This is a genomic window from Francisella opportunistica (assembly GCF_003347135.1).
GTDB lineage: Bacteria > Pseudomonadota > Gammaproteobacteria > Francisellales > Francisellaceae > Francisella > Francisella opportunistica.
This window is the reverse complement of sequence record NZ_CP022377.1, coordinates 1,234,623-1,258,590: the sequence shown is the minus strand read 5'-3', so window position 1 is coordinate 1,258,590 and position 23,968 is coordinate 1,234,623. Positions and strand designations below refer to the sequence as shown.

Sequence of the window (23,968 nt, the reverse complement as noted above, 5' to 3'; positions counted from 1 at the left end):
TAAAGGAATTTTATAACAACTAGAGTGTGTGTTACTTTTATGAAACGAAAGGTTTTTATTTTTGGCCTGCTTGTTAGCTTGTTTAATTTGGCATACTCAAAAGTTGAGTCATACATTTGTGATAATAAAATTCTTAAAAGTCCTATCACAGCTACACAAACTAAAACACAACTAAATTTTACTAACTGGGCAGATTACATATCTCCTAATATAGTTCCATGCTTTTCGGAGCTATCTAATACTAGAGTTAAGTATATCTATACCTCTGATGATAATATGACTCGTGCGAAAATAATGACAGGATCATCCGGTTTTGATCTAATTGAGCAAGGTGCATTGTATTTAAATAGTGAAATAGCATCTAATGCACTAGTTAAGTTAGATAAGTCAAAGTTACCAAACCTAAATTATCGTAATAAAGTAATTTATGATAAAGTTTCACAGATAAATGATCCAGGTAATAACTATGCTGTAGTGTATAGTTATGGAACAACAGGACTAGCATATAACAAACAAGAAGTAGAGCAAAGGCTTGGTAAAGATGTAGTTCCTAATAGTTGGAAGTATGTTTTTGATAAAAAATATCTCAAGCAAATAGCGCCATGTGGAGTTTCATTGCTTGATGAACCTGAACAAATATTTGGAAACTACTTTTTTTATCATGGAATTGATCCAAATACAAATAGCAAAGCTGAGTATGAAAAAGCAGCTTTAGATATTATTAGAAATGTGCGTCCATATATTAAATATTTTGATAGTAATAAATATCAAAATGATTTCACCGCAGGCAACCTTTGTTTAGTTATGGGTTACTCTGGAGATGTGGTTAGGTCTGTTGAAAGAGCTAAGTCAGTAAATCCAGATGTTACACTTGCTTATGTTATCCCTAAAGAGGGTACTAATATTTGGTTTGATATGTTAATGATACCTAAAGGAGCTAAAGATTTAGATAAAGTTTATGCTTTAATGAATTATATTATAGATCCATATGTATCAGCGCAAAATAGTAATTATTTGTACCAACCCAATGCTGTTACGCAAAACAAAAAATATCTAGATGATATATTTGATGATACTAATATCAGACCTACTGATGAGATGATTAAGAAAATGTATGTTCTTAATATCCATGATGCAGAAATGCAGAGTTTTATTAGTAGAATGTGGATGAATGTTAAATATGGTATAGAATTTACACCGAAGTACTATAAGCCTCAATAAAATAAATAATTTAAATACTATTTTTTCTTGTAGCTTAATATCAGTAAGAATTATATCCAATTTGAAGGATATTTAGCTGTAGCTGATTGGTTGATAATAATTGATGTATTTTGCTTTTTATTTTTTAATTTCTGCTAATATTCTATGGTAATTCTTAAAACGAATAAGGTTGATATTACCAAGGTTCACTTGTTTGACTATCTCACAACCTTTTGAGTCCTCTTGATGTGAACAGTTTCTGAATTGACACATGCCTTTATATTTCTTAAAGTCTAAGAAACCATCAAAAAGTTCTTGCTGAGAAATATGCCAGAGTCCAAACTCTCTAATACCTGGAGAATCAATGATAGTTGTATTGGCATTAATCTCATACAAGGTTGAGCAAGTAGTAGTGTGGCGTCCTTTCTTAGTGGAGTCTGAAACCGCTGTTGTGGCAGTGATTTTCTCACCTAAGATAGTATTTAGAGTTTCAGACTTACCAACTCCAGATTGTCCTAAAAAAATAACTGTCTTATTATTAAGAGCATCAACTAATTCATTTATGCCGGTGTTATTCTTTGCTGATATATAAAAGATCTTATAACCTATATTTTTGTATATATCTACAATATTGTGTAGATGGTGTTTATCATCTTGAGATTGATCATCAATCTTGTTGATGACTATTATAGGTTCAATATCACTATTGTGAAGAGCAGATAAATATCTATCAATGTAATGTTCAACAGGAGCAGGTGAATGTGCGATAATAATCACAGCATTCTCTATATTAGCAGCGATATTTTTATTCTTACGTTGATATTGATTTGGACGCGAGATAAGATTTTTTCTATCAAGCAGTTTAGTAATTACATAGGTGGAATTTGTGTATTCTATTTCAACTTCATCACCAACTGTAAGTTCACCCTTTAGGTGACTGCGCTGTAATGCTGAAACTTTTTCGCCACTTATGAGTTTTACACAAATATTACCACCAAAATTTGTTATGATTTTTGCTTGCAAAAAATACTAAAAAGTTATTTGTTATTAATAATTAATTATAAGCTTTATTTATAAAATTGTTAATAATAGTATTAAGTATATTTGAATAAAAACCTCTTCTTTGTTACTATCGAGAAGTTAAGCAAAGAAAATTTGTATTTATGAAAAAAGGAGAAGTAATGAAAAAATCAAAAATTTTAGCATCGATAGCAATTGCAGTTTTTGGAACTACAGCAATGTCTTTTGCAGCAGATACTGATAAGTCCAGTTCAACAGACAAACTATCGCCAGAAGGTTATTGGGTTCAGTTTGATGAGGATAATGATGCTGGTCGTGGTAAAATACAGGGCATTATTCATTCTTACTTTGCAAAAAATGATGAGTATGCAAAGAAAGGTACTTTACAAATGAAAATCGTTGTACCTATTATGAAAGTTGATAATAACAAAATGGTTCCGGCTCCTATCCATTGTGATGTTTGTGGAAAAGGAGAAATAAATGGCTTTAAGTATAACTATACTGATCCAAATACTAACTTTATGCAAGGCTTGGTATTTACAGGTAATTTACAGCCTCAAGCTGGTACTGAGGAGAAGGGTTCTAAGAGTGTGGTTTATGATAAGGGTGGAGTACTAAATCCAAATGGTGGCGAGACTTATAACTCTAAGGTACAGGTTCAAAATGGGGGAGACACAATGTTTGCTAGGGCTTATAAAGGAAGTGGATGGTTCGCAGTAGGTAAAAACGCACACTGGAAAAGAATAACAAAAAATCAATACCTGGTTTATAGACAAAAGTGTGGTTTTGATAGCTCTAAAAAAGATTCTCCTAAACATGCACCATATTTGAATGACAATGGTGAGTTAATAAATGAGAAGTTATTTAAAGAATGTTATAATTATGATTTTGGCATTCAAAACCCTGTCAAATAATTCTCTTAATAAAATTGTATAATTACAAATTTTCTTTATAATTTATTTTAAAAGCTAATCTAAATAATTTTTAATAATGTTGCGTAAGTTGATTATTTTAATCGTTGCTATTTTTGTAGTTTCTTTTGCTTATACACAAGAAAATTGGCAAAGCCTCTATGCTACTGGCTACTGGTTGCAGCGAGATAATGTTACAAAAACAAATGTTGCTGTAATCTATGCTTATGATAATCAGTACGGTAATTTAAATGCCGAAATCTATGTGCCATTATCAAATGTTGATGATGGTGTAATCCATGAACCAATTATTTACTGTAAAAATTGTGGAAAAGGCGATGCTTATGGTAATCTTTATGATTATTCAAGTGGCAAAGATAAATATCAAGGCTTAGAATTTGTTTGGAATGCCAAAAAAGCTGACTCTGGCGATCCTGCTAAAGGTAAAGGTCCGCTGTATACAGATGGTGCGGTCCTAAATCCACATGATGGTAAATACTATCATGTAAAAGCTCGAACAATAGAAAACGGTAAAAAGATATACGTAAGAGCTTATTGGGGGTTCTTAGGTAAGAGTGAGCAATGGCAAAGAATATCTGCTACTCAAGCTGAAAAGATAAAAAAACTATGCGGTTTGACAGCAGGTAATGTCTATAGCTATGAGGATAAAAACGGTAAGATCAACAATAAAAAGCTATTTAAAGAATGCGCCACCAGAGACTTTGTAAAAGATCCTTTATAACAAGCTATGCAACCACAAAAACATGATTATCGTCAAATAAAACTTCTCCCAGAAAGCCTAGCTAATCAGATAGCTGCTGGTGAAGTTATCGAAAGGCCATCTTCAGTAGTCAAAGAGCTTATCGAAAATTCTATTGATGCTGGAGCAACTCAAATAACAATCGAAATTCAAGAGGGTGGTAAGTCGCTGATTAGAATTAGAGATAATGGCAAAGGAATCGCACACCAAGATTTAGAATTAGCATTAGCTCCACACGCGACAAGTAAGGTTTATACCCTTGATGAGCTTGAGGCTGTTGCTAGTATGGGTTTTCGTGGCGAGGCTTTAGCAAGTATTGCCTCAGTTGCTAAGCTAAAGATTATCTCTAAATATCAAGGTGATCAAGATGCTTGGCAAATCAATAATCATACTAAGGAGGTTATTCCTGCTGCGCATGTCACAGGTACAACCATTGAGGTTTGTGAGCTTTTTTACAATACACCTGCACGGCGTAAGTTTCTCAAAAAAGATAATACCGAGTTTTTGCATATTTATGATTTACTCAAGAAGTATATGCTTTGCTATTTTGGAGTTGCCTTTAAGCTTATTCATAATGGTAAAGAGGTCAAAGATTTACTTGTAGCAGAAGATGCTCAACTTAAATATAATCGTGTCTTAGATTTATATAGTCGCGAGTTTATTGAAAATGCTATTTACATAGATCAACAAGTTGGTGATGCTCATCTATGGGGATGGGTAGCTAGTCCACGCTTTAATCGAGCTCGTGCTGATATGCAGAGTTTCTATATTAATGGGCGTATAATTAAAGACAAAATTGTCTCTCATGCGATAAAAAATGCTTATAAAGATGTGATGTATGGTAATCGCTATCCAGCATTTTTACTTTACCTTGATATCGATTATCGTGAAGTCGATGTTAATGTCCATCCAGCAAAAAGTGAAGTGCGTTTTAGGAACCAAAAATTTATCTATGATTTTCTCTTTGGTAGTGTCAATAAAGCGATAACAACTAGTGCAGATATCAAAATATCCAGTCATCAAGAAGTAATTGGTCAAGAGCGACATACTAGTGATAACAATCCGCTTAATATTGGTAATATGAGCTTGGATATTAGCATTGAAGATGAAGTAAAGAATGATACAAATATTAGCTTGATTGATAAATATTTTGACAAGCAAGTCACACAACAAAATCAAATTAGTATCTCACAACAACCAAAATCTACGGGTTTAGGTCAGGCTATTTGTCAGATTCATGGTATATATATTCTCTCGCAAATTGAGGATGGTATTGTGCTTGTAGATATGCATGCAGCACATGAGAGAATACTCTATGAGGAGATGAAAAAAAATTGGCACGCAGGTACGGATAAATTTAAGCAAAATTTATTGATGCCTTTAACTTGTCAGCTAACTAGTAATATAGTTGCAACCATTGATGAGAATATTGAAATTTTTGAAAAACTAGGTTTCGAGATATCTATAGTTGCTGATGATGCGATACTTGTCCGTGCAACACCAATATATATCAAAAATAAAGATATCCAAGATTTAATATCAAATGTAGCTACAGAGCTTAGCTCTTCTAGTAAGACAAAGAGTGTCGAGTTCTATTTAAATCATATTTTAGCTACAATATCTTGTCATGCAGCTGTTAGGGCTAATGATAAGCTTAGTATTCCAGAGATGAATCATTTACTTAGACAAATGGAAACTGTTGAGAATTCAGGGCAATGCAATCATGGGAGACCAACTTGGGTAAAGCTTAATTTTGCACAGTTGGATAGTTTCTTTTTGAGAGGTAGATGAAAAACAATATATATCTAGCTCATTTTAATTTGTGCAATAGCTACAAAAATATACTGCTCTTAAATTATTTTATTTAATAATTATTGATTGTTATAATAGAGAAATAGTATCTCCTGCAGTAACTTTTAACGTTCCAAAGTTAGAAATTTGAGAAATATAACCATCATCTAATTTATAGGGACTCAATTATGACAGATTATACTAATCCTCAAGGAGTTTTAAGCTTAAATAAAAGTTTCATTGGTTATTTCCTTATCTATGAATTAGCTGTCTATTTGGCAAATGACATGATCATACCAGGTATGCCTCAAGTAATCTCTGATTTCCAAAGTGAATCTTCTATGATTCCAACTTCATTAACAATTTTTATATTAGGTGGAACTACATTACAATTATTTATAGGACCTATATCTGACATTGTAGGAAGGCGCCCTGTGATGATATTAGGTTGCTTATTTTTTTTGTTAAGTACAATTTTTATTATGTTTTCACCAAATATTAGTTACTTTATTCTTGGTAGATTCTTACAAGGTATAGGATTATGTTTTATAGGTACAATTGGTTATGTCATTGTTCAAGAAATATTATCAGAAATGGCAGCCGTACGTACCACTTCAATTATGAATAATATTGCTAATGCAGCTCCATTAGCAGGTCCTTTGTTAGGCGCGATTATTGTAGAAATATTTCATTGGAGAGTGATTTTTCTAATCCTTGCGTCATTATCTGCCATAGCCTTGTGGGGTATAATAAAACATATGCCTGAAACAATAATATACAATAATACTTCAAGTCAAAACCTTAAATTAAATTTCGTAAAAATTTATCATAATTATCGTAAACTTTTGATTTCACCTACATTTCTTATTGGTGCTGTAAGCTTAGGCTTTTTAAGTGTTCCTTTTATAGTATGGCTTGGAATAGCGCCTATTATACTTATAGAAAATTCTCATCTAAGCACTATAGAGTATGGTTTATGGAATCTTCCTTTTTTTTGCTCAGTTTTATTAGGAAGCTTTATAATGAGAAATAAAAGTCGAAGCTTTTCTCTAAAGTCACTTATAAAAATAGGAGCTATATTAGTATTAACTTCCTTAATTGTGTTTTGTTTAATAGTATATGTGGCACAAAGTTACATTATAATTATTATCGGATTAATTTTATATGGATTTAGTTTAGGGTTTAGTGGAGCACCTTTAATAAGATTTACTCTTTTTAGTGTTGATATTTCTAAAGGAACAACTTCCGCTTTAATGGGCTTGATAGGGGCTTTAATTAATGCTTTAGGTAATCAAATTATCTCATGGTTATATTTTCAAAGTGGAATGAAAGTATCTATTTTTGGTTTAGCTTGTATGTTTTGTGGTTTAGTCTATTTTCTTTTACAATTTAAGCTACTAATTTTTTCAAAATAGTGGGTTTAGGGTAGTTTAGTTTATTTTTTAAATAAAATACCTAAAGCCTTCTCAGCCTTTAGTAATAAATGGTTCTACATCCTAGCAATACTAGCTTTGTTTAATTTGTGGCCACTATCTAAAGGTTTGAAAATCTTATTCTAGAAAAGTAAGATATAGCAAGTATCAATCATCATTATTATATTGTTTTTTCTGATAAGCTGATATTCCATGAATTATAAAAACTACGGCTAATAAGGCTAATAAAGACCATATTAAAAGCATTATAATACCACTATGGAAATATGGATTAAGGTTATTTGGTAATTTAAAGATTTTGTTGAAATCATATGAGATTACATCTGAGAAAATTATTTGTCCAGCCATTGCTCCTAATACTACAAATAAATTATTCAAAGCTATTATCAGTCCTTTATCTTGGCTATTAAGGTATTGTATGATAAAAAATCCTAGAGCAATTCCTGAGCCTGAAATACCACATAGAATAGTTATGACTATAATCATAGGATAGCCAAATAAAACCGGTGTGATAAAGATCAAGTGAGCTAACATTCCAAATAATGCTAATATAACTATATATTTCTTAGCTTGCACTATGGTTTTTGTACATGCACCAACTACAAGAACAGCTGCCAAAAAACTTATCCAATATATCCCTTCTATTGATAACGCATATTCTTTACTATAGTGGTGCATATTTATATAGTAACTTTTTGCCCAATATCCAGCAAAAGACATGATTATACCCCAAGTAAAGAAAGAATATGTAAATACTGCTATATTAGTAGGTTTCCGTGCTAATCTAATTATTTGATGTATAATTTGTTTAAAAGCCACTTTTATCCTATTATCTGAGGATAAATTTATTTTGATTTTGTTGAATTTTCTTACTAAAAATAAAGAGTAAAAAAATAGCAAAGAGATCATAGATATTGTAACTAAATTTGAGATATTCCAACCTAAACATTTGAATGTATATAGATAAATATTTCCTGCAAAATAGTCACCAAGTCCTACAGATATTTCACCTAAACTTATTAGTAATGGAATTATAGATTTCTTAAAATATGTTGTAGCTATGAATATTACCAATATATATGAGCTTGCACAGCCAGCGCCAATAATTAATCGACTAAAGCCTATTAGGATATAATTACCACAAAGCCAGTATATAATAGATCCTATTAAAACTAGAAAGATACAAAAAGGTAGTATCTTTTCAAATCCTTTTGAATCTATAAGATATCCATAAGGTATTTGTAATAAAGCATATGATAAAAAGTATAGTGTCGATAATTTAACAAATAAAACTTCACTGATATTTATCCTTTCTAATATAAAATCACCATTAACACTTGGAGCTATTTGCAAAAAAGCCGAAACCATTGTAAAGAGCAAGGCGACAATAAATATTTGGGTGCGAAGATAAAGTGACATTATTTTAAAATTAAATAAACTGTCATACCTGATATTTTAAAGCAAAAGTACTTATTAATTAAATATTATACTGCAGCTAATACTTAAATTAAGAAATGAAGAATTATATTTTATTGATCTAGATTATCTAAATACTTTTCAGCATCCAGAGCAGCCATACAGCCAGTACCAGCTGAAGTTACAGCTTGTTTATAAATATGATCCGCAACATCACCAGCAGCAAATACTCCTTTGATATTCGTTTGTGTAGCATCACCAGCTAGCCCTGATTTGACTTTTATATAGCCACTCTCCATCTCAAGCTGACCAGCAAAAATACTAGTGTTTGGTGTATGGCCAATAGCAATAAATACACCAGCTACTTCAATTTGAGATTCTTTGTTAGTGTTGATATTTTTAATACGCAGAGCATTAACTCCCATATCATCACCAAGTACCTCTTGTAGTGTGCTATTCCAGATGATGTTTATATTGCCATGCTGTGCTTTTTCCATTAGCTTATCAATAAGGATTTTTTCAGACCTTAGAGAGTCTCTACGATGGATTAATGTCACAGACTTAGCGATGTTTGATAAAAATAGTGCTTCTTCAACAGCTGTATTACCACCACCAACTACTGCAACATCTTTATTTCTGTAGAAAAATCCATCACAAGTAGCACATGCTGATACACCTTTGCCCATAAATTTCTCTTCTGATTCTAACCCTAGGTATTTAGCTGTAGCACCAGTTGCTATGATTAGAGCATCACATGTATATTGCTCAACTTCACCAATTAGTTTAAAAGGTTTATTTTGTAGATCTACACTACTGATAGTGTCATAGATTATCTGGGTATCAAACCTTTCTGCTTGTTTTTGTAATTTATCCATTAGTTCAGGGCCCATGATACCATCAGGTTCACCAGGCCAGTTGTCAACATCTGTAGTAGTCGTAAGTTGACCTCCTGGTTGCATACCTGTTATTATTACCGGTTTTAAGTTTGCACGAGCTGCATATATTGCTGCGGTATAGCCAGCAGGGCCAGATCCTAAAATTATTAGTTTATGATGATTCTGCATTTTAAATATTATTTAAATATGATTATGGCGGAATTATAGCATAGTGCTTGCTCAAGTGAAATTTCTCACTTGTTTAAACAGTTTATTTTCTAATCATTCATTTTTGAAACTACTAACTGCTGATCTGCTTTTTATAGATTTTATTTCTTCAAGTTGACTAATTTTAATTTCTAAAGCAGCAGCTGCAAATGCTGTAGAGTGACTACCTCGTAAAATTTTCTTAGAAGCAGAGCAATGAACATTTCTAACTTTTGTAGTCTCTAAAATTTCTTTTACATTGACAGAGTTAATTCCGCCACCTGGCATTACTTGGATATGGCTACCAAATTGTTGTTGCAGCGATTTTATAGTTTCTAAACCTTTGATTACATTGATAGCAGTTCCTGATGTCAGGATTCTATCGAAACCAAGAATAATTATCTCTTGTGTAGATTTGTATATATCTGTAGTTAGATCAATAGCTCTATGAAAAGTTAGCTCTTTACCAGTTTGTTTTGTAAGTTGAATAAATGGTTTTAGAAAATCTTTATCTACTTTATTATCTTTTGTTAATGCACCAATAACAATACCATCGACATCAAGCTCAAGCATGGTTTTTAGATCATCAAGCATAATCTGTTGATCTATTTCATCGTAATAAAAATCTCCCGCACGATGGCGAATCATAGCTTGTAGTGAGCGTGTGAAATTTTCTTTAGCAAACTTTACTAGGCTAGGTGAGGGTGTAAGTCCTTCAACACCTAATGCTGAACAAAGTTCCAATCTATCAGCACCAGCTTGTTGTGCATTTAAGATTGATTGGTAGTTATCTACACAGATTTCTAGAGTTATCATTATTTAAGAAGTTTCACAGAGTTATCTCTATATTATAGCTAGTTGCTTTTAAGAAAGTCTATAAATAATGTTTCGCTACTTACTGAGTAAGTTATAAAGTTATAGCGACATACTTTTTTCATGGCAGTCCTTTGACACTGCTCAGGAACCTATATGCAAAACTGCCTAGCACTACGCTGACTTAGTTTTAAATAAATGGAAAATAAAAAACAACCAAGTCATTTTGAACTAGTATCAGGATTTCATAAATTTAGTTATAATTAATAAGGGAATTAAACTTAGGTAATGTTTATGAGTCAATTATTTATAGTATATTTAGGCGGTAGTGCACCAAAGGCAAATATTGAGTTACATGATATACAGTTTGTAATTGGTGACATTATCGAAGACACATATGAGCAACTTAGAAAAAATTGGTTTGGTAGTGTCAAAGGTCTACATCTAGATAGTTATAAAGCTGTCAAAGGTGCTGATGGGTATAAAATATCATTACAAGATAAACCTCAAGTTTCTGATAAAAAATTATATTTTGTAAATCTTGGTGGCTATGTTAAAAGTAAGCTAAATGAGCTACATGAATTTGGGTTATTTGTTGCTACAGATAAAACACAAGCAAAAGAAAAAGCTAAAAAGAGTCTACTAAAAAATTCATTACATCAGCATAAAGATAATCTTATGGAGGTTGATGACTGTTTAGAGCTTAGTTCTATAAATGGTAAATATATTCATCTAAATCCAAATGATGGAAAATATGATCTAAAACCTGATTGGTTTGGGTATAGGGTGATTGGGTAGTTTATGATTCTTTATCAATATAGAGGTAATATACATGATAATAGTAAACAGGATAAAAATTACTTTATTGAATTAATTACAAAAGGTCATATGAAATTTACTGCTCCAACAGAGTTTAATGATCCATTTGACTGTTATCCAAATTTATGGAGTAGTGAGCTTCCTATTGGATCATTGCCACATGCGGTTACGGATAGTAATTGTTATCAACTGCAAAAAGCTCTATCTCAGAGAATTGGGGTTACGTGTTTAACACCGCATAATAATAAAATGCTTATGTGGAGTCACTATGCAAGCCAACATAAAGGTATTTGTATAGGTTTTGATACTAATATATTTATCGAAAAATGTAAAAAAAATAATCATGGTAATCCTGTGATACATTCTCTTAAAAAGGTGATTTATACAAATCAAAGACCATGTGAAAGAGATGTCGATATGGTTTTTAAAAAGTCTAATGAATGGGATTATGAAGATGAGTATAGATTGGTAAGCCATGCAGTAAAAGGAACTCCTCAATGGGGTCCAGGAGTTTGGGAAATACCTAAAGAGTCTATCAAAAGAGTTATTTTTGGAGCAAGAACAAGAATTCCAAAAAATATTCAAGAAGAATTAGTAAATGAAATAAAAAAGTATCGACCAGATATAGAATTGAAACAAGCAGTTCTCGACACTTATACCTATAAGATTATTATCGAAGATTTAGATGCGCAACCACATATTGCTCCAAGTAGTGGAACGCTTATTGGGCCAAATGGGAATATTAAATTTTAATTCGGATTACAATATCAAACTAGCTTGTTTCTTAATAGGCCAATTATATTATCTTTCCAAACCCAATAACTGGTTCGCTGTCTTTAAAACTTGCAACATATAGCTAAATCCATATAAAACTAGTACGTATAACAATCTGCTACAGCAACTTATATTTTCTTATATATGCTTTCTTCTCAACCCATTTATTTTTAATTAGATTCAAATCTGCTGGCATCTGTAATAAGCTGTAATACATCTTTGTTTTTATGAAAAGTAGCATTATCTATAACAACAACTGTTTTTATGATACAAACTGTAGCCAATTTTTAAACATTTGTCAGTTTGTGACAGAACTTTTAAGCTTGATGATAAAAATCCCTTGATTATTATAAATTTTAATATCTTTTACCTTGTTTTCCTTACAGAACTTTAAAAAAGTATTTCTAACGATACTCTCATTATCTTTGGAATGAATACCTTTGCCAGTAATGAATGTTATGGTTTTTTGTTGACCAGTAAAGTGTTTTTCCTTTAAATAATGTCTTAAAATTAAGTCTGTGGTACTTTCATTTTGACCATGTAAGTCAATTATGCCTCTTTCATACTATTTATCAATGTTAGGGTAGAGATACTGTTGTGCTAATGTCTCTGCTTCTTGTGTTTTTTTATTTTCAGGTAAATTAGAATTCATTAATACATTAATAAAGCTGTTATAAGTCACCGCATCTACTTGTTTCTTCTGCTTAGCTTTTTTAAATGCTTGTTGAGCTTGTTTAAATTCACCGTTTTTGCCAGCAGCGTCAATAAAGGTGGCATAAGTCACCGCATTTGCTAGATTATCACGCTTAGCATCATTAAATGCTAGTAGAGCTTGTTCAAATTTCCCATTTTTGCCAGCAGTATTAATAAAGCTGTTATAAGTTACTACATTTGCTAGATTATCACGCTTAGCATCATTAAATGCTAGTAGAGCTTGTTTAAATTCCCCATTTTTGCCAGCAGCGTCAATAAAGGTGGCATAAGTCACCGCGTCTACTTGTTTCTTCTGTTTAGCTTCATTAAATGTTTGTTGTGCAGCAGCAAATTTACCATATTTACTTGCAGCTTTGATAAAAGTGTTATAAGTATATTTGTCAGGATATTTTATTATTTGAAAAAATGATTGACAAGTTTCAAACGAAATAAATGATAGCTTGTAAAGCAGTTGGTTTGCGATAACCAAATTAATGGTTGGATTATGGCGTAAAAACACATTGATATCATTTAGAGATCCTTTAGATTTCAGGGTTTGGGATAGTTTTTTGTATTCCCATTCATTTTGATTAGTATAATCAATTTTTACACGCGAAAAATCAATTTTTGTTACAGTAGAGGATTTTGTGGGTAAATAATTTGATCTAAATTTTTTTTGCATGCCATAACTAAAATTATTCAAAGACAAACAAACAAGTACACTTCCTATTACAATAACTTTATTTTTTTTCATAGTTTCAATTTAATTTAAATCAGATAACCAAATAATATTTAATTTAACATAAATTTTGGTATATAAATTATTAATTAATATTAAGATATAAATTAAATGACACCAACCATGTCTAGGCTGTCTACTATTATAGCTAAACCACAGTGTTTTGTTTGGCTTAACAAATAATCTGAGTATAAATCTAAAAGATTCTCTTTCTTTTCTTAAATTAACCAATACATGATTATATAGCTTAAGCTTTTTATCTTAAATTACAGATCTTGCGTAAGGTGAGTATTATTATTTTTTTTTTGAGTTTCTAAAAGCCATTATTGATAGTAAATATAGACAAACTGCTAACTTAATGATTAACTACAGCTAACTACATATAAAAATGACATGCTGAATTTATTTCAGCATCTCACTATAAGTATTGATTTTATTGAGATCCTGAAACGAGTTCAGGATTGTAAGTTAAATTCTTAGTATAATGTGTTTACCAAGGAGTTAAATCAAGACTATTTTAATAGTTTTGATTATAACCCAAGCGACCGGTTCAGGATAGATTTAAACAATCGTTGTCATCAAGGTACTTGGGTTATCTCCTTAATACGTTTGTATAGTTGCTTGGTTTTAACGACCGCTTACAATCGCAAATATTTGTAAACATACTAAGGAGATATTTAAAATGTATCATAATTTCATCGGTATTGATATATCAAAGAATGATTTTGTAGTAGCAATTCATGGTAAGAAAAAGACTTTTAAATACCTTAATAACTTAACTGGCTTTGATGAATTTTTATCAGATCATCCTATACTCAAGGATAAATCTTTTGTAGTTGTTGAAACTACCGGAGGCTATGAAAAAGCTTTACTTGAATATTTAATAACTAAAAATATAGTTGTTCACAGAGCTAATACTAGAATAGTTAAACATTTTATTCGCTCTACAGGTCAATTAGGTAAATCAGATAATATTGATGCTTTTGGACTAGCTAAGTATGGGTATGAAAGACACCGTGACCTAGAATTTTATCAACCTAATGATGATAAAATGCAAAAGCTTATAAAATATATTCTTAGAAAACAAGATATTAAAAAACAGTTAGCAGCTGAAAAAAATAGATATCAAGCACCAGACCAAAAATATACAAAAGATTCTCACCAAAGAATGATAGAGTTCTATAAACAAGAAATTATGATTATAGAAAGCCTTATAAATGAGTTAGTCGATGATTGCCAATACTTAGCAAAAGCTAGAGATCTATTAGTTAAAGAGGTTACTGGTCTAGGAAATGCTACAGCCACATCTTTACTTGCTTTGATGCCTGAGTTAGGAAACTTAAACCGTAAACAAGTGGCTTCTTTAGCAGGAGTAGCTCCATATCCGTATGAAAGTGGCAAGAAAGTTGGCTATAGAAAGACTTACGGCGGTAGAGCTGATTTAAAACCTATATTATTTATGTCAGCATTAACTGCTGCTAGAAGTAAAGGTAAACTTGGAATATTTTATAGAGACCTTGTTGAAAAGGGTAAAAAGAAGATGGTAGCCCTTGTAGCTGTTATGAGAAAAATTATAGTCATTGCTAATGCTAAAATTAGAGATTTAAAAAGAGATTTGAAAATTTCATAAATTAAATTAGCAACATAGTTGATGACAGAATATACTACTTTTATGCCTAGAGGCTATATTAATCAAGGATGATTTTAAATACGCAGTTTATAATCGAGAATCGACTAAAATAGTATAAACAAACAACTTAGTTAAGTTTAATTCCAAACTGAGAAGCAAGATTTTGGACATCTTTTTTATTGATATTCTTTAAATCGTTGGCATTTAAATCTTTGATAGACTTGCCATTTATCCTAGTGTTGTCAATGACTTGCTGTGCTTTTTTATCTAAATCTGTTTGCTTGGCTATTTGTCCCGCAGCATCTTTGACTGTATCAACACTTAGCAAGTTTTGTAACGATGATGTATCAACAGCAAAGCTAACATTATTTAAATTTCCTGAGATAGCTCCCTTTAATGTTAGCTTAGGAATATTTTGTTTAAACTGGTTAAAACTAACACTAACATTGTTAAAGTTTAGTTGAAGTGGAATATTAAACATTATGTTTCTTATGCCACTAAACTGCCAAGTTCCCTGACCTGATATAGCTAAGCTCTCAGCATCTAAATCGACTCCTTGGATAGCTAAACCTTGGATAGCACTACCTGCAACATTTTGTAAGTTAAACTTAACCGTATTATCAACATTTGGTTTATTGGCAATAATCACATTAACATCAACATCATTATTATTTGTTGATTTAACAACTATCGTGGTTGGTAATGCTAATAACTGAGGGTTTGTTGATATATTAGTTATACTAGCATTATATACAGTGCCTGCATTCATATAATCTTTAATAGCGATATTTTGAATTACAAAACTTGGATATTTATCACGTAAATCTTCATTCTTAACATTTGCATAGCCATATACCTTAGCTTCAGCTTTTGGTGTAATACTTTGATCCTTCTGCCCCGTCTCTGAAGTATTATCACTGGTAGAGCTAAAGTTAGATAAAAATTCAGCAGCTTGTTTGATACCATTAGCAACTTCTTTAGCTTGTTTGGTATTTTCTTTTAGTTTTTGAAGATCAACTTGTTGTAGTTTTTCGCCAACCTTACTAATAGCCTCAATAGCTTGTTGTTTTACAGCCTCTGAACTAGCCTTAGATTCTTGTGTAACTAAAGATTTAGTATTGATGTACAACTCAGCTTTAGTAGCTCTTTGTTTATCTAAAGCCACTCCAGTGACAACAACATCTTTTAGCGTAATTTGTCGTGTAAGTAAATTTGAGATATTTATACTAGCACTGACAGATTGAGCGTAGAATCTATCTTTATTAAGATCAGTCGGATCTGCTGCTCCTAAACCTGTTATTTCTAGTTTGGCATTAGTTAAATCTAGATTTAAAGATTGGTAATCAACAGTTGCGCCATTAGCTTTAGTTAACTGTTGTTTGATGATATTTGATACCATTGATGTTTCTAGAAGCTTTGGTGAGTATATTAAAGCCACAACAATCAAAGCTACTAATACAACACCAGTTAGTCTAAATGGTTGTCTAAACTTACGTTTTTGCATTTCGACCCAGTCAATTTTCGCAATATTCTTGCCTAAGAAGATCCAGCTAGCAATTTTCACAAAAAAGTTTTTTGTGATTTTATTATAAAGTTCTGTACCAGACTGAACTACTGCCATTTTTGCAACTATTTTTTTATAAATCTTTGCGATAATAACACCAAAGATTAACCCCAAAACTATTGCAACAATTAATGCACCAGTTACCAGATAATAGTCAAAACCTGCATATGCAACTACAGGGGTATTTACTAAAGTTTTAAATAATGGCTGGGTAAAACCATCAAGTAAAAATGTCCCTACCGCGAAGCTAAGTCCTTGTAAAATATAAGAAAGAGCTTTCGCAATAAGAGCGATCAACACAAATACTCCGATATTTATTCTTAGGATTATAACTAAAACTAGCACTCCTATGAAAAGTAATGGTGAATACGTTATTCCTGGAATAAATCCAAATACAAAGGCTAAAACAGAAGTAAGAAGCAATTGACCTGGAGTAATTTTAGAGAAAATAGTCGCCTTGATTTTGTTAAATATATAATCAAACATTTTTAGTTACCTTTATTTTATAATTTTAACAAATTAACATTATCATATTATAAGCAAATCAAATACTAATAATAAGCATTTTTATTAGAAAAAATAACATAAATGAGTTATTATTTTATCTGTTATCTAACAAAAATTTTCGTCAAACGTTCAAATAAGGAAGAAAATCAATGAACTTACATGAATATCAAGCTAAAGATCTTTTAGAAAGCTATGGTCTAAAAGTTCAAAAAGGTATCGTAGCTCATAACCCTAATGAAGCTGCTCAGGCATTTGACCAACTAGGTGGCAAATTTGCTGTGGTTAAAGCTCAGGTACATGCTGGTGGTCGTGGTAAAGCTGGTGGTGTAAAAGTTGTTAAATCATCTCAAGAAGCGCGTGAAGTAGCAGAAAGCTTAATCGGTAAAAATCTTGTAACTTTCCAAACTGATGCTGAAGGTCAGCCAGTTAATTCTGTTGGTATTTTTGAAGACGTTTATCCTGTTACACGTGAATTATATTTAGGCGCTGTAGTTGATAGATCTAGTCGTAAAGTAACTTTCATGGCGTCAACTGAAGGCGGTGTAGATATTGAAGAAGTTGCACACAACTCTCCTGAGAAAATCCTCAAAGTAGAAGTTGATCCATTAGTTGGTCTTCAACCTTTCCAAGCGCGTGAAATTGCTTTTAAAATTGGTTTAGAAGGTAAGCAAATCAATGATTTTGTTAAAACAATGTTAGGTGCTTATAAAGCATTTATCGAGTGTGATTTTGCTCTGTTTGAAATAAACCCTCTTGCTGTAAGAGAAAATGGCGAAATTGTCTGTGTTGATGGTAAAATCAATCTTGACTCAAATGCTCTTTATAGACATCCAAAACTGCTAGCTCTAAGAGATAAATCTCAAGAGAATGCTAAAGAGTTAAAAGCTTCTGAGCATGAGCTAAACTATGTAGCTCTGGAAGGTAACATTGGCTGTATGGTTAATGGTGCTGGCCTTGCTATGGCAACTATGGATATCATTCAACTATACGGTGGTAAGCCTGCAAACTTCCTAGATGTAGGTGGTGGTGCTACTAAAGAAAGAGTAATCGAAGCTTTCAAACTAATCCTAGATGATGAGAATGTAAAAGCTGTTTTAATTAATATTTTCGGTGGTATTGTTCGTTGTGATATGATCGCAGAAGCTATTATCGAAGCTGTTAAGGAAGTAAATGTAACTGTACCAGTAGTTGTTCGTCTAGAAGGTAACAATGCAGAAAAAGGTGCTAAAATACTAGCTGACTCAGGTCTAAAACTAATACCTGCTGATGGTTTAGCTGATGCTGCTGAAAAAGTTGTGAAATCACTAGGTTAATAAATATAAAACAGTTAAAAGGATATTAAATAATGAGCGTATTAGTTGATAAAAATACAAAAGTTTTAGTACAAGGTTTTACTGGTAAAAACGGTACTTTCCACTCAGAGCAGGCTATGGCTTATGGTACAAATATCGTAGGCGGTGTAACTCCTGGTAAAGGTGGCACAACTCACTTAGGTAAGCCAGTTTTCAATACAATGGAAGAAGCTGTAAAAGCTACTGGTGCTGATGCATCTGTAATTTATGTACCAGCTCCGTTTGTAAAAGACTCTGCCATTGAGGCGATTGACTCTGGTGTTAAGCTAGTTGTAATCATTACAGAAGGTGTTCCTACTCTAGATATGCTAGTAGTAAAAGAATACCTAAAAGATAAAGATGTAAGAGTAATTGGTCCTAACTGTCCTGGTATCATCACTCCAGGTGAGTGTAAGATTGGTATCATGCCTGGACATATTCATATGCCTGGTAAAGTTGGTATCATCTCTCGTTCTGGTACTTTAACTTACGAAGCAGTTGCTCAAACTACTAAGTTAGGCTTTGGTCAATCTACTTGTATCGGTATAGGTGGTGACCCTATCCCTGGTATGAATCAAATCGAAGCTCTTAAGTTATTAGAGAATGACCCGCAAACAGAAGCGATTATCTTAATTGGTGAGATTGGTGGTACTGCTGAAGAAGAAGCTGCTGAGTACATTAAGCACAATGTCACTAAGCCAGTAATCGGTTATATTGCTGGTGTTACAGCTCCTCCAGGAAAGCGTATGGGTCATGCTGGTGCAATTATTTCTGGTGGTAAAGGTACAGCAGAAGAAAAATTCGCTGCTTTTGAAGCTGCTGGTATTGCTTACACTAGATCACCTGCTGAGATCGGCAAAAAGCTTAAAGAAGTTACTGGTTGGTAATTTCTTTCTTCTTAAAATTTCGTCTTATTATTTTTCAATTTATATCCTATATTTATTACAACTTTGATTTAAAGTTATATCCTTATACAAAATATTTTAGATGCTGAGATTACATTATATGACTATAAAAAAATAATAAACAATTAAAAGTTTTCGGAAGGGTATTTTATTGTGGTTGTGCTGAATAAAACTTATGTTTTATTGATAAGAAGTTTTATTTTATATTTAGTAGCGTAATCATAACTTAAAGTTAAAATCATTAAGATGTGGAAAATTTGATAGTTCTTATTAATTTTTGATAGTCAATTATTAAAAATTTTTTAAATGAGATAATTTTAGTTTAACTCTTAAGAATTAAATCTAGTAATATAAAATACTATCGTTTTAGTGACTTTAGTTTATATTATTTTTGTATTTTCAGGGGCTGTTGAAAGCTTACCCAATTTGTGTGTTTAAAGCTTAATTCTTTAACGCTGTGCATCTTAGGCCACTATTCTAAAGTTTTTCTTTATGTTTTATTAATATTTCTGATATTTGGATACACTTATCCTAGTTCAAGCACAAATTGAGTGGGTCAAGCACTACAAGTCGCTTAAGATTGAAGCAAATAGATTTCATCAGTTCAGCAAAGTGATTTTTTGAAACTCCTCTATATCTAACACGTTTATCCTGATGAGCAAACACTCTTTCATAAGGTGAACGTATAGCACTAAACCAACTGTCTTGATCATGATTTTTACCAAGCATATTATTCTTCTTTATGGCTTTAAGGTCACAACAGTTATCCCTGGCAGTTTTGTTAGCATATTTTGTACAGTATCCCTTATCAGCATAAATCGCACCACCATCAGGGCAAACATATTTTATACCCTTTGCATCTGTAACGTTGGCAGGTGTCACAGCTACTTTATTAATCAGTCCACTCTGCATATCTACACTAGTATGTTTCTTATAACCATACCAAAATTTATCTTTACCTTTACAGCCTATACGTGCTTGCTTATCTATAGCTACTTTAGGAAGTATTTCATTATTTAACTTTTCATATTTCTCTTTGATAGCTTTATCTCTTTCTTTCCAAAGATTAGCTTTAGCTATTAAGTGACTAGCATCAACAAAACTAAAGACTTCATTGATAAATCCTTGTTGTTTTAATTGCTTTCTTAAATCATTAAAAATTTCCGATATAAAACGAGTACCTATATTCTTTCTAAATTTACAAAATACACTATGATCGGGAGTTTTTTCTAATAATGTAAATTCACAAAACCATTTTGCTGCGTTATTTTCTTGTAGATATTTCTCTAATTCTCTATCGCTAAGATCTTCCATAAATTGTAATAGCAAACATTTAAATAAACGTAGCATTCCATAACCTTTATAAGGGTTATCTTTTTCAAACTTTTTTAATTTCTTAGCAACATTTTTAAAATTCCAAATCGATACAAACTTACGATATATATGATTTCTCGGTACTAAGTCATTAAGACTTATCATCTCTAGTTGATTCATCAGATAAGCATATGAAAATTAATATAACTATATTTTAACAAATATTATTCTATATATGGCTAGTTTTCAACACGCCCTTTCATTATAGGCTCCATAAACAAAAATTCTAAGCCTTGCTTGATTATTTGTATATAATCCTTTTTGTGATTGCAAAAATTTTAATATTGTTGACCAATTAGATTCAGATATATAGTATCTCATAAGTACTTCATGTAGTTATTTAGCTTCAGAAACTATGTTTAACTACATGTCGTACTATTTTTATAAATAATTTCGTTGATGGAATCTAGTATTTTTAATAAACTTTAGAATTTTTGCAACAGAATATCAATAGAAAAAAGACATTATTTTTTTGCAAAATCATTCGCAAGAAGTATAATAATTTAAAACCATATCAATATTATGTAGATATTATGAAGAGATTGCCTTACTCTAAAATTATAGAAGATTACGAAGCTTTATTGCCTTGGAGTTTTCATTGTAAACAAAATCTGTTAGTAACCAATGCCTAAGTCTAAATATGATCTTTTAAAAGATAATATAAAAGATATATCAGATAAATCTGATTGGGGAGATTATTACAATAAATTAGGCTTGCCTGATGGTTTATGTTTTGGTCTAGCGTATATGTGGGGACAAGCTAACTTAGCTGGTGATCAAGAAACTTTCTATGACCGTCTAGATATCTTGACAAAAGACTATAGTAACGAAGTTAAACTTAGTAAGATCGTAAGAGAGTATACTGATCTACAACGCAAAAACTCTCCATATAATAAGTCTGTTGCACGTTATAAAGAGAATCTACTAAAAGATAATTATGATCTAATTTTATCAATAAGAGCATTTTTAGACGGTTTACTTCTTTACCATAACCCTTCTAAAACTTATTTTTTTTCTTATCGAATAAATTCTAATTTAGTTTCTCAGAATGGATATGAGGCTTCTAAATACGTTATAAATGGTAGTTTATTTCAAAAGGACAGTACCTATTATGATGCTTGTAGTTTGCCTTTATTAGAAATATATAATAAATCATATGCTGGCAATGAAAAGAGTTTTGTAACATACCTTGAGCCACTAATAACTAAATTGAAAAATCCGTTATCTAAAAACCCATATTTAATTATTTTTAATACACATAATCATGTTATAGCTTGTACTACTCAATTTATTTTTGATGCTAACTACCTTGAAGTTAAATACCTAACAAAAAACTATTTTTATTATAATGAATATAAACAAGAAGCAGAACTTGCAAAACGATTATTTGAGTCATTTCTTCCTGAAAATAAAAATGGAATACTAGCTGTAAATGTTACTATATTTATTGCCCCCACACAGATAGTTGATTTTGATATTATGTCTTTTAAAAAGAGACTTTCTGAACACTTTGCAGATAAGTTTAATATTGGACTAAAAAGCTACTATAAATATAATAATGAAAGACTTTCTGAAGAATATAATAATGAGAGACTTTCTGAAGGCTACTATAAATATAATAATGAATATAAAAACCATATTTCTAAGAGTCTTAATCTTAATAGTCGGTTCAATAAGCTAAATAGCATAATAGCTACTTGTAAAAATATTAATGAATTACTATACATTTTTTTGGAAGAAAAGAATTTTTTATCTAAAGTAATAGATATTAATCAAGAGTATACTAAGCTTGTATATTCTCTACTAAAGCAAATACAATCAAAATTTATTAGTGATGCTGAAGAAAATTACAAGAAAAACTTAAAAGATATGGTTCAAAAAAAATACCATATAAACACTTTCTTGCTATTCATAGCTTCTGAAAAAAATCATACTGATGTAGTTAAGTTATTACTATTAGATCAAAGAACTGAAGTAAATCAGGCAACAAATAACGGCTTTACCCCTTTTTTGGTAGCTTGCAAAAATGGTCATATAGATATAGTTAAGTTATTACTATTAGATCAAAGAATTAAGGTAAATCAGGCAGATAATGACGGCACTACCCCTTTTATGATATCTTGCGAAAATGGTTATATAGATATAGTTGAGTTATTACTATTAGATTCAAGAACTGAAGCAAACCAGGCAAAAAATAGTGGTATTAAATCTTTGAGTAATAATCTCCTATTAGAAGTATCTAATTCTATAGCAAGCTATTTTATAGCAGGATGTTCTAATAGCTCTAACAATCTTATCTTAGAGAAATTAAAAGAGAATTTTCCTACTCATGATATTAATACTGCGTGGAAAATGCCTATTATTAATACTGTGTGGAAAATACCTGCATATGAACGATTAACTCCTTTAGTACAAGGGTGTTATTTTATGTGTAATAGAAGTATTAACTGGCTTTTAGATAATTATAATACATTAAATAAAAAGGCAGCTTTCAAGAACAGAAATGCTTTACAGTGGTATCTCACACATAAAGGGAAGGCCGGGTATGATAATGAAATAGAAAGAAAATTAAGACAGCTGTAAGCGCCTTATTCAAGCACGGTTAAAATTAGATCTCCCCTTCGCTTTGGGACATTTTTGATGCCAGAAAAAGGAGAGAACAATGTAAGCCAGCTAACTACTTTGCAACCTAAAATTATAGAATTTTAAAATATGGATGCAAAATATTTAAAATAGGTCCATAGAGAGCTAATGAACAGAAAGTTACGTTTTATAGATAGCCTTGATACCTATTAACGAATTATTTTTGAAAGGAATTTAGATGCCACATATAATTTTAGAAATACCGCAGCAGTTTGATATTACTATAGCAAAAAAAGCTATTGATTACTCACAAGAGTTTTTAGCAGATAGCTTATCTACTAGATTAGAAACCTTTAAAAGTAGGATTTATAGATATAATTTTAGTAGTGTTGGGGGTGAAGACAAACTAGATCTAATCCATATGCAAATCAAAGTTTTAGCAGGACGAAAACAGCAACATTTAAATAATCTTGCACTACAGTTAAAAAATCAGCTAACAAAATTGTTCAATACACACATTAATATGCTTAAGCATAGCTTGACGTTAGAAATTATCGAGCTATCACCTGCTTATGCTAATTAGTATTTGATTATCTTTGTGATTTTACTAATATATAAAAAAA

The 23,968-nt window shown here is 31.2% G+C and carries 20 protein-coding genes; 13 read left to right on the top strand and 7 right to left on the bottom strand.

What is annotated here, in order from left to right; translation table 11 throughout:
• Positions 1-39: 39 nt before the first annotated feature.
• The gene (locus CGC45_RS06205; protein WP_071629459.1) at positions 40-1,221 is read left to right on the top strand and encodes a polyamine ABC transporter substrate-binding protein; all 1,182 of its coding nucleotides are present in this window, start codon (positions 40-42) and stop codon (positions 1,219-1,221) included.
• Positions 1,222-1,338: 117 nt separating this feature from the next.
• Here the strand turns inward: CGC45_RS06205 and rsgA are convergent, their stop codons facing one another.
• Positions 1,339-2,223: a ribosome small subunit-dependent GTPase A gene (gene rsgA, locus CGC45_RS06200; RefSeq protein ID WP_071629458.1), complete on the bottom strand. Its 885-nt coding sequence runs from the start codon at positions 2,221-2,223 to the stop codon at positions 1,339-1,341.
• Between the two features lie 158 nt (positions 2,224-2,381).
• Here rsgA and CGC45_RS06195 point away from each other — a divergent pair, with 158 nt between their 5' ends.
• The 4 genes from CGC45_RS06195 to CGC45_RS06180 all read left to right on the top strand — a co-directional run bounded on the left by CGC45_RS06195 (position 2,382) and on the right by CGC45_RS06180 (position 7,097).
• The gene (locus CGC45_RS06195) at positions 2,382-3,134 is read left to right on the top strand and encodes a DUF2147 domain-containing protein (protein ID WP_071629457.1); all 753 of its coding nucleotides are present in this window, start codon (positions 2,382-2,384) and stop codon (positions 3,132-3,134) included.
• Positions 3,135-3,210: 76 nt separating this feature from the next.
• Entirely contained in the window at positions 3,211-3,873 is a 663-nt protein-coding gene (locus CGC45_RS06190; RefSeq protein ID WP_071629456.1) for a DUF2147 domain-containing protein, read from the top strand.
• A 6-nt stretch (positions 3,874-3,879) separates the two neighbouring features.
• Complete coding sequence (mutL, locus tag CGC45_RS06185) at positions 3,880-5,682, top strand: DNA mismatch repair endonuclease MutL (protein WP_071629455.1); 1,803 nt, start codon at positions 3,880-3,882, stop codon at positions 5,680-5,682.
• A 188-nt stretch (positions 5,683-5,870) separates the two neighbouring features.
• Positions 5,871-7,097 (top strand): MFS transporter, encoded by a 1,227-nt coding sequence (locus CGC45_RS06180; protein ID WP_084387447.1) that lies wholly within the window; start codon positions 5,871-5,873, stop codon positions 7,095-7,097.
• Between the two features lie 165 nt (positions 7,098-7,262).
• On the opposite strand, the gene CGC45_RS06175 is transcribed toward CGC45_RS06180, so the two are convergent.
• From CGC45_RS06175 to CGC45_RS06165, 3 genes are all read right to left on the bottom strand, one after another.
• Positions 7,263-8,534 (bottom strand): MFS transporter, encoded by a 1,272-nt coding sequence (locus CGC45_RS06175; protein WP_071629454.1) that lies wholly within the window; start codon positions 8,532-8,534, stop codon positions 7,263-7,265.
• Positions 8,535-8,644: 110 nt separating this feature from the next.
• A complete protein-coding gene (gene trxB, locus CGC45_RS06170; protein WP_071629453.1) occupies positions 8,645-9,595 on the bottom strand; it encodes a thioredoxin-disulfide reductase in 951 nt (316 codons plus the stop codon).
• A 93-nt stretch (positions 9,596-9,688) separates the two neighbouring features.
• The gene (locus CGC45_RS06165; RefSeq protein WP_071629452.1) at positions 9,689-10,429 is read right to left on the bottom strand and encodes a copper homeostasis protein CutC; all 741 of its coding nucleotides are present in this window, start codon (positions 10,427-10,429) and stop codon (positions 9,689-9,691) included.
• A 291-nt stretch (positions 10,430-10,720) separates the two neighbouring features.
• On the opposite strand from CGC45_RS06165, the gene CGC45_RS06160 reads away from it, so the two are divergent.
• Positions 10,721-11,224, top strand: a complete 504-nt coding sequence (locus CGC45_RS06160) for a DUF1543 domain-containing protein (RefSeq protein WP_071629451.1) — start codon at positions 10,721-10,723, stop codon at positions 11,222-11,224.
• Positions 11,225-11,227: 3 nt separating this feature from the next.
• Positions 11,228-11,998 carry a DUF2971 domain-containing protein gene (locus CGC45_RS06155; protein ID WP_071629450.1) on the top strand — a complete coding sequence of 257 codons (771 nt, stop codon included), beginning with the start codon at positions 11,228-11,230 and terminating at the stop codon, positions 11,996-11,998.
• A gap of 586 nt (positions 11,999-12,584) precedes the next feature.
• Here CGC45_RS06155 and CGC45_RS06145 read toward each other — a convergent pair.
• Complete coding sequence (locus tag CGC45_RS06145; protein ID WP_071629449.1) at positions 12,585-13,466, bottom strand: pentatricopeptide repeat-containing protein; 882 nt, start codon at positions 13,464-13,466, stop codon at positions 12,585-12,587.
• A gap of 667 nt (positions 13,467-14,133) precedes the next feature.
• On the opposite strand from CGC45_RS06145, the gene CGC45_RS06140 reads away from it, so the two are divergent.
• Entirely contained in the window at positions 14,134-15,081 is a 948-nt protein-coding gene (locus tag CGC45_RS06140) for an IS110 family RNA-guided transposase (RefSeq protein WP_071629448.1), read from the top strand.
• A gap of 127 nt (positions 15,082-15,208) precedes the next feature.
• Here the strand turns inward: CGC45_RS06140 and CGC45_RS06135 are convergent, their stop codons facing one another.
• Positions 15,209-17,131: a TIGR03546 family protein gene (locus CGC45_RS06135; protein ID WP_071629447.1), complete on the bottom strand. Its 1,923-nt coding sequence runs from the start codon at positions 17,129-17,131 to the stop codon at positions 15,209-15,211.
• Positions 17,132-17,301: 170 nt separating this feature from the next.
• Between CGC45_RS06135 and sucC the strand changes: the two genes are divergently transcribed.
• Complete coding sequence (gene sucC, locus CGC45_RS06130) at positions 17,302-18,465, top strand: ADP-forming succinate--CoA ligase subunit beta (protein ID WP_071629446.1); 1,164 nt, start codon at positions 17,302-17,304, stop codon at positions 18,463-18,465.
• Positions 18,466-18,497: 32 nt separating this feature from the next.
• Positions 18,498-19,370, top strand: coding sequence for a succinate--CoA ligase subunit alpha (sucD, locus tag CGC45_RS06125; RefSeq protein WP_071629445.1), 873 nt, complete (start codon positions 18,498-18,500; stop codon positions 19,368-19,370).
• Between the two features lie 549 nt (positions 19,371-19,919).
• Here sucD and CGC45_RS06120 read toward each other — a convergent pair.
• A complete protein-coding gene (locus tag CGC45_RS06120) occupies positions 19,920-20,882 on the bottom strand; it encodes a transposase (protein ID WP_071628504.1) in 963 nt (320 codons plus the stop codon).
• A 413-nt stretch (positions 20,883-21,295) separates the two neighbouring features.
• On the opposite strand from CGC45_RS06120, the gene CGC45_RS09545 reads away from it, so the two are divergent.
• From CGC45_RS09545 to CGC45_RS06105, 3 genes are all read left to right on the top strand, one after another.
• Positions 21,296-21,394 carry a hypothetical protein gene (locus tag CGC45_RS09545; RefSeq protein WP_371664998.1) on the top strand — a complete coding sequence of 33 codons (99 nt, stop codon included), beginning with the start codon at positions 21,296-21,298 and terminating at the stop codon, positions 21,392-21,394.
• Complete coding sequence (locus tag CGC45_RS06110; protein WP_114702100.1) at positions 21,387-23,345, top strand: ankyrin repeat domain-containing protein; 1,959 nt, start codon at positions 21,387-21,389, stop codon at positions 23,343-23,345. Before CGC45_RS09545 ends, CGC45_RS06110 begins: the two co-directional genes overlap by 8 nt.
• A 238-nt stretch (positions 23,346-23,583) precedes the next feature.
• On the top strand, positions 23,584-23,928 hold the full coding sequence (locus tag CGC45_RS06105; protein WP_071629442.1) for a tautomerase family protein: 345 nt from the start codon (positions 23,584-23,586) through the stop codon (positions 23,926-23,928).
• Positions 23,929-23,968 lie beyond the last annotated feature (40 nt).

What these genes read in the sequence shown, in the direction of transcription:
- CGC45_RS06205 (WP_071629459.1), top strand. Translation starts at nt 40, where the DNA reads ATGAAACGAAAGGTTTTTATTTTTGGCCTGCTTGTTAGCTTGTTTAAT.
- CGC45_RS06195 (WP_071629457.1), top strand. Translation starts at nt 2,382, where the DNA reads ATGAAAAAATCAAAAATTTTAGCATCGATAGCAATTGCAGTTTTTGGA.
- CGC45_RS06190 (WP_071629456.1), top strand. Translation starts at nt 3,211, where the DNA reads ATGTTGCGTAAGTTGATTATTTTAATCGTTGCTATTTTTGTAGTTTCT.
- mutL (WP_071629455.1), top strand. Translation starts at nt 3,880, where the DNA reads ATGCAACCACAAAAACATGATTATCGTCAAATAAAACTTCTCCCAGAA.
- CGC45_RS06180 (WP_084387447.1), top strand. Translation starts at nt 5,871, where the DNA reads ATGACAGATTATACTAATCCTCAAGGAGTTTTAAGCTTAAATAAAAGT.
- CGC45_RS06175 (WP_071629454.1), bottom strand. Translation starts at nt 8,534, where the DNA reads ATGTCACTTTATCTTCGCACCCAAATATTTATTGTCGCCTTGCTCTTT.
- trxB (WP_071629453.1), bottom strand. Translation starts at nt 9,595, where the DNA reads ATGCAGAATCATCATAAACTAATAATTTTAGGATCTGGCCCTGCTGGC.
- CGC45_RS06165 (WP_071629452.1), bottom strand. Translation starts at nt 10,429, where the DNA reads ATGATAACTCTAGAAATCTGTGTAGATAACTACCAATCAATCTTAAAT.
- CGC45_RS06160 (WP_071629451.1), top strand. Translation starts at nt 10,721, where the DNA reads ATGAGTCAATTATTTATAGTATATTTAGGCGGTAGTGCACCAAAGGCA.
- CGC45_RS06155 (WP_071629450.1), top strand. Translation starts at nt 11,228, where the DNA reads ATGATTCTTTATCAATATAGAGGTAATATACATGATAATAGTAAACAG.
- CGC45_RS06145 (WP_071629449.1), bottom strand. Translation starts at nt 13,466, where the DNA reads ATGAAAAAAAATAAAGTTATTGTAATAGGAAGTGTACTTGTTTGTTTG.
- CGC45_RS06140 (WP_071629448.1), top strand. Translation starts at nt 14,134, where the DNA reads ATGTATCATAATTTCATCGGTATTGATATATCAAAGAATGATTTTGTA.
- CGC45_RS06135 (WP_071629447.1), bottom strand. Translation starts at nt 17,131, where the DNA reads ATGTTTGATTATATATTTAACAAAATCAAGGCGACTATTTTCTCTAAA.
- sucC (WP_071629446.1), top strand. Translation starts at nt 17,302, where the DNA reads ATGAACTTACATGAATATCAAGCTAAAGATCTTTTAGAAAGCTATGGT.
- sucD (WP_071629445.1), top strand. Translation starts at nt 18,498, where the DNA reads ATGAGCGTATTAGTTGATAAAAATACAAAAGTTTTAGTACAAGGTTTT.
- CGC45_RS06120 (WP_071628504.1), bottom strand. Translation starts at nt 20,882, where the DNA reads ATGAATCAACTAGAGATGATAAGTCTTAATGACTTAGTACCGAGAAAT.
- CGC45_RS09545 (WP_371664998.1), top strand. Translation starts at nt 21,296, where the DNA reads ATGAAGAGATTGCCTTACTCTAAAATTATAGAAGATTACGAAGCTTTA.
- CGC45_RS06110 (WP_114702100.1), top strand. Translation starts at nt 21,387, where the DNA reads ATGCCTAAGTCTAAATATGATCTTTTAAAAGATAATATAAAAGATATA.
- CGC45_RS06105 (WP_071629442.1), top strand. Translation starts at nt 23,584, where the DNA reads ATGCCACATATAATTTTAGAAATACCGCAGCAGTTTGATATTACTATA.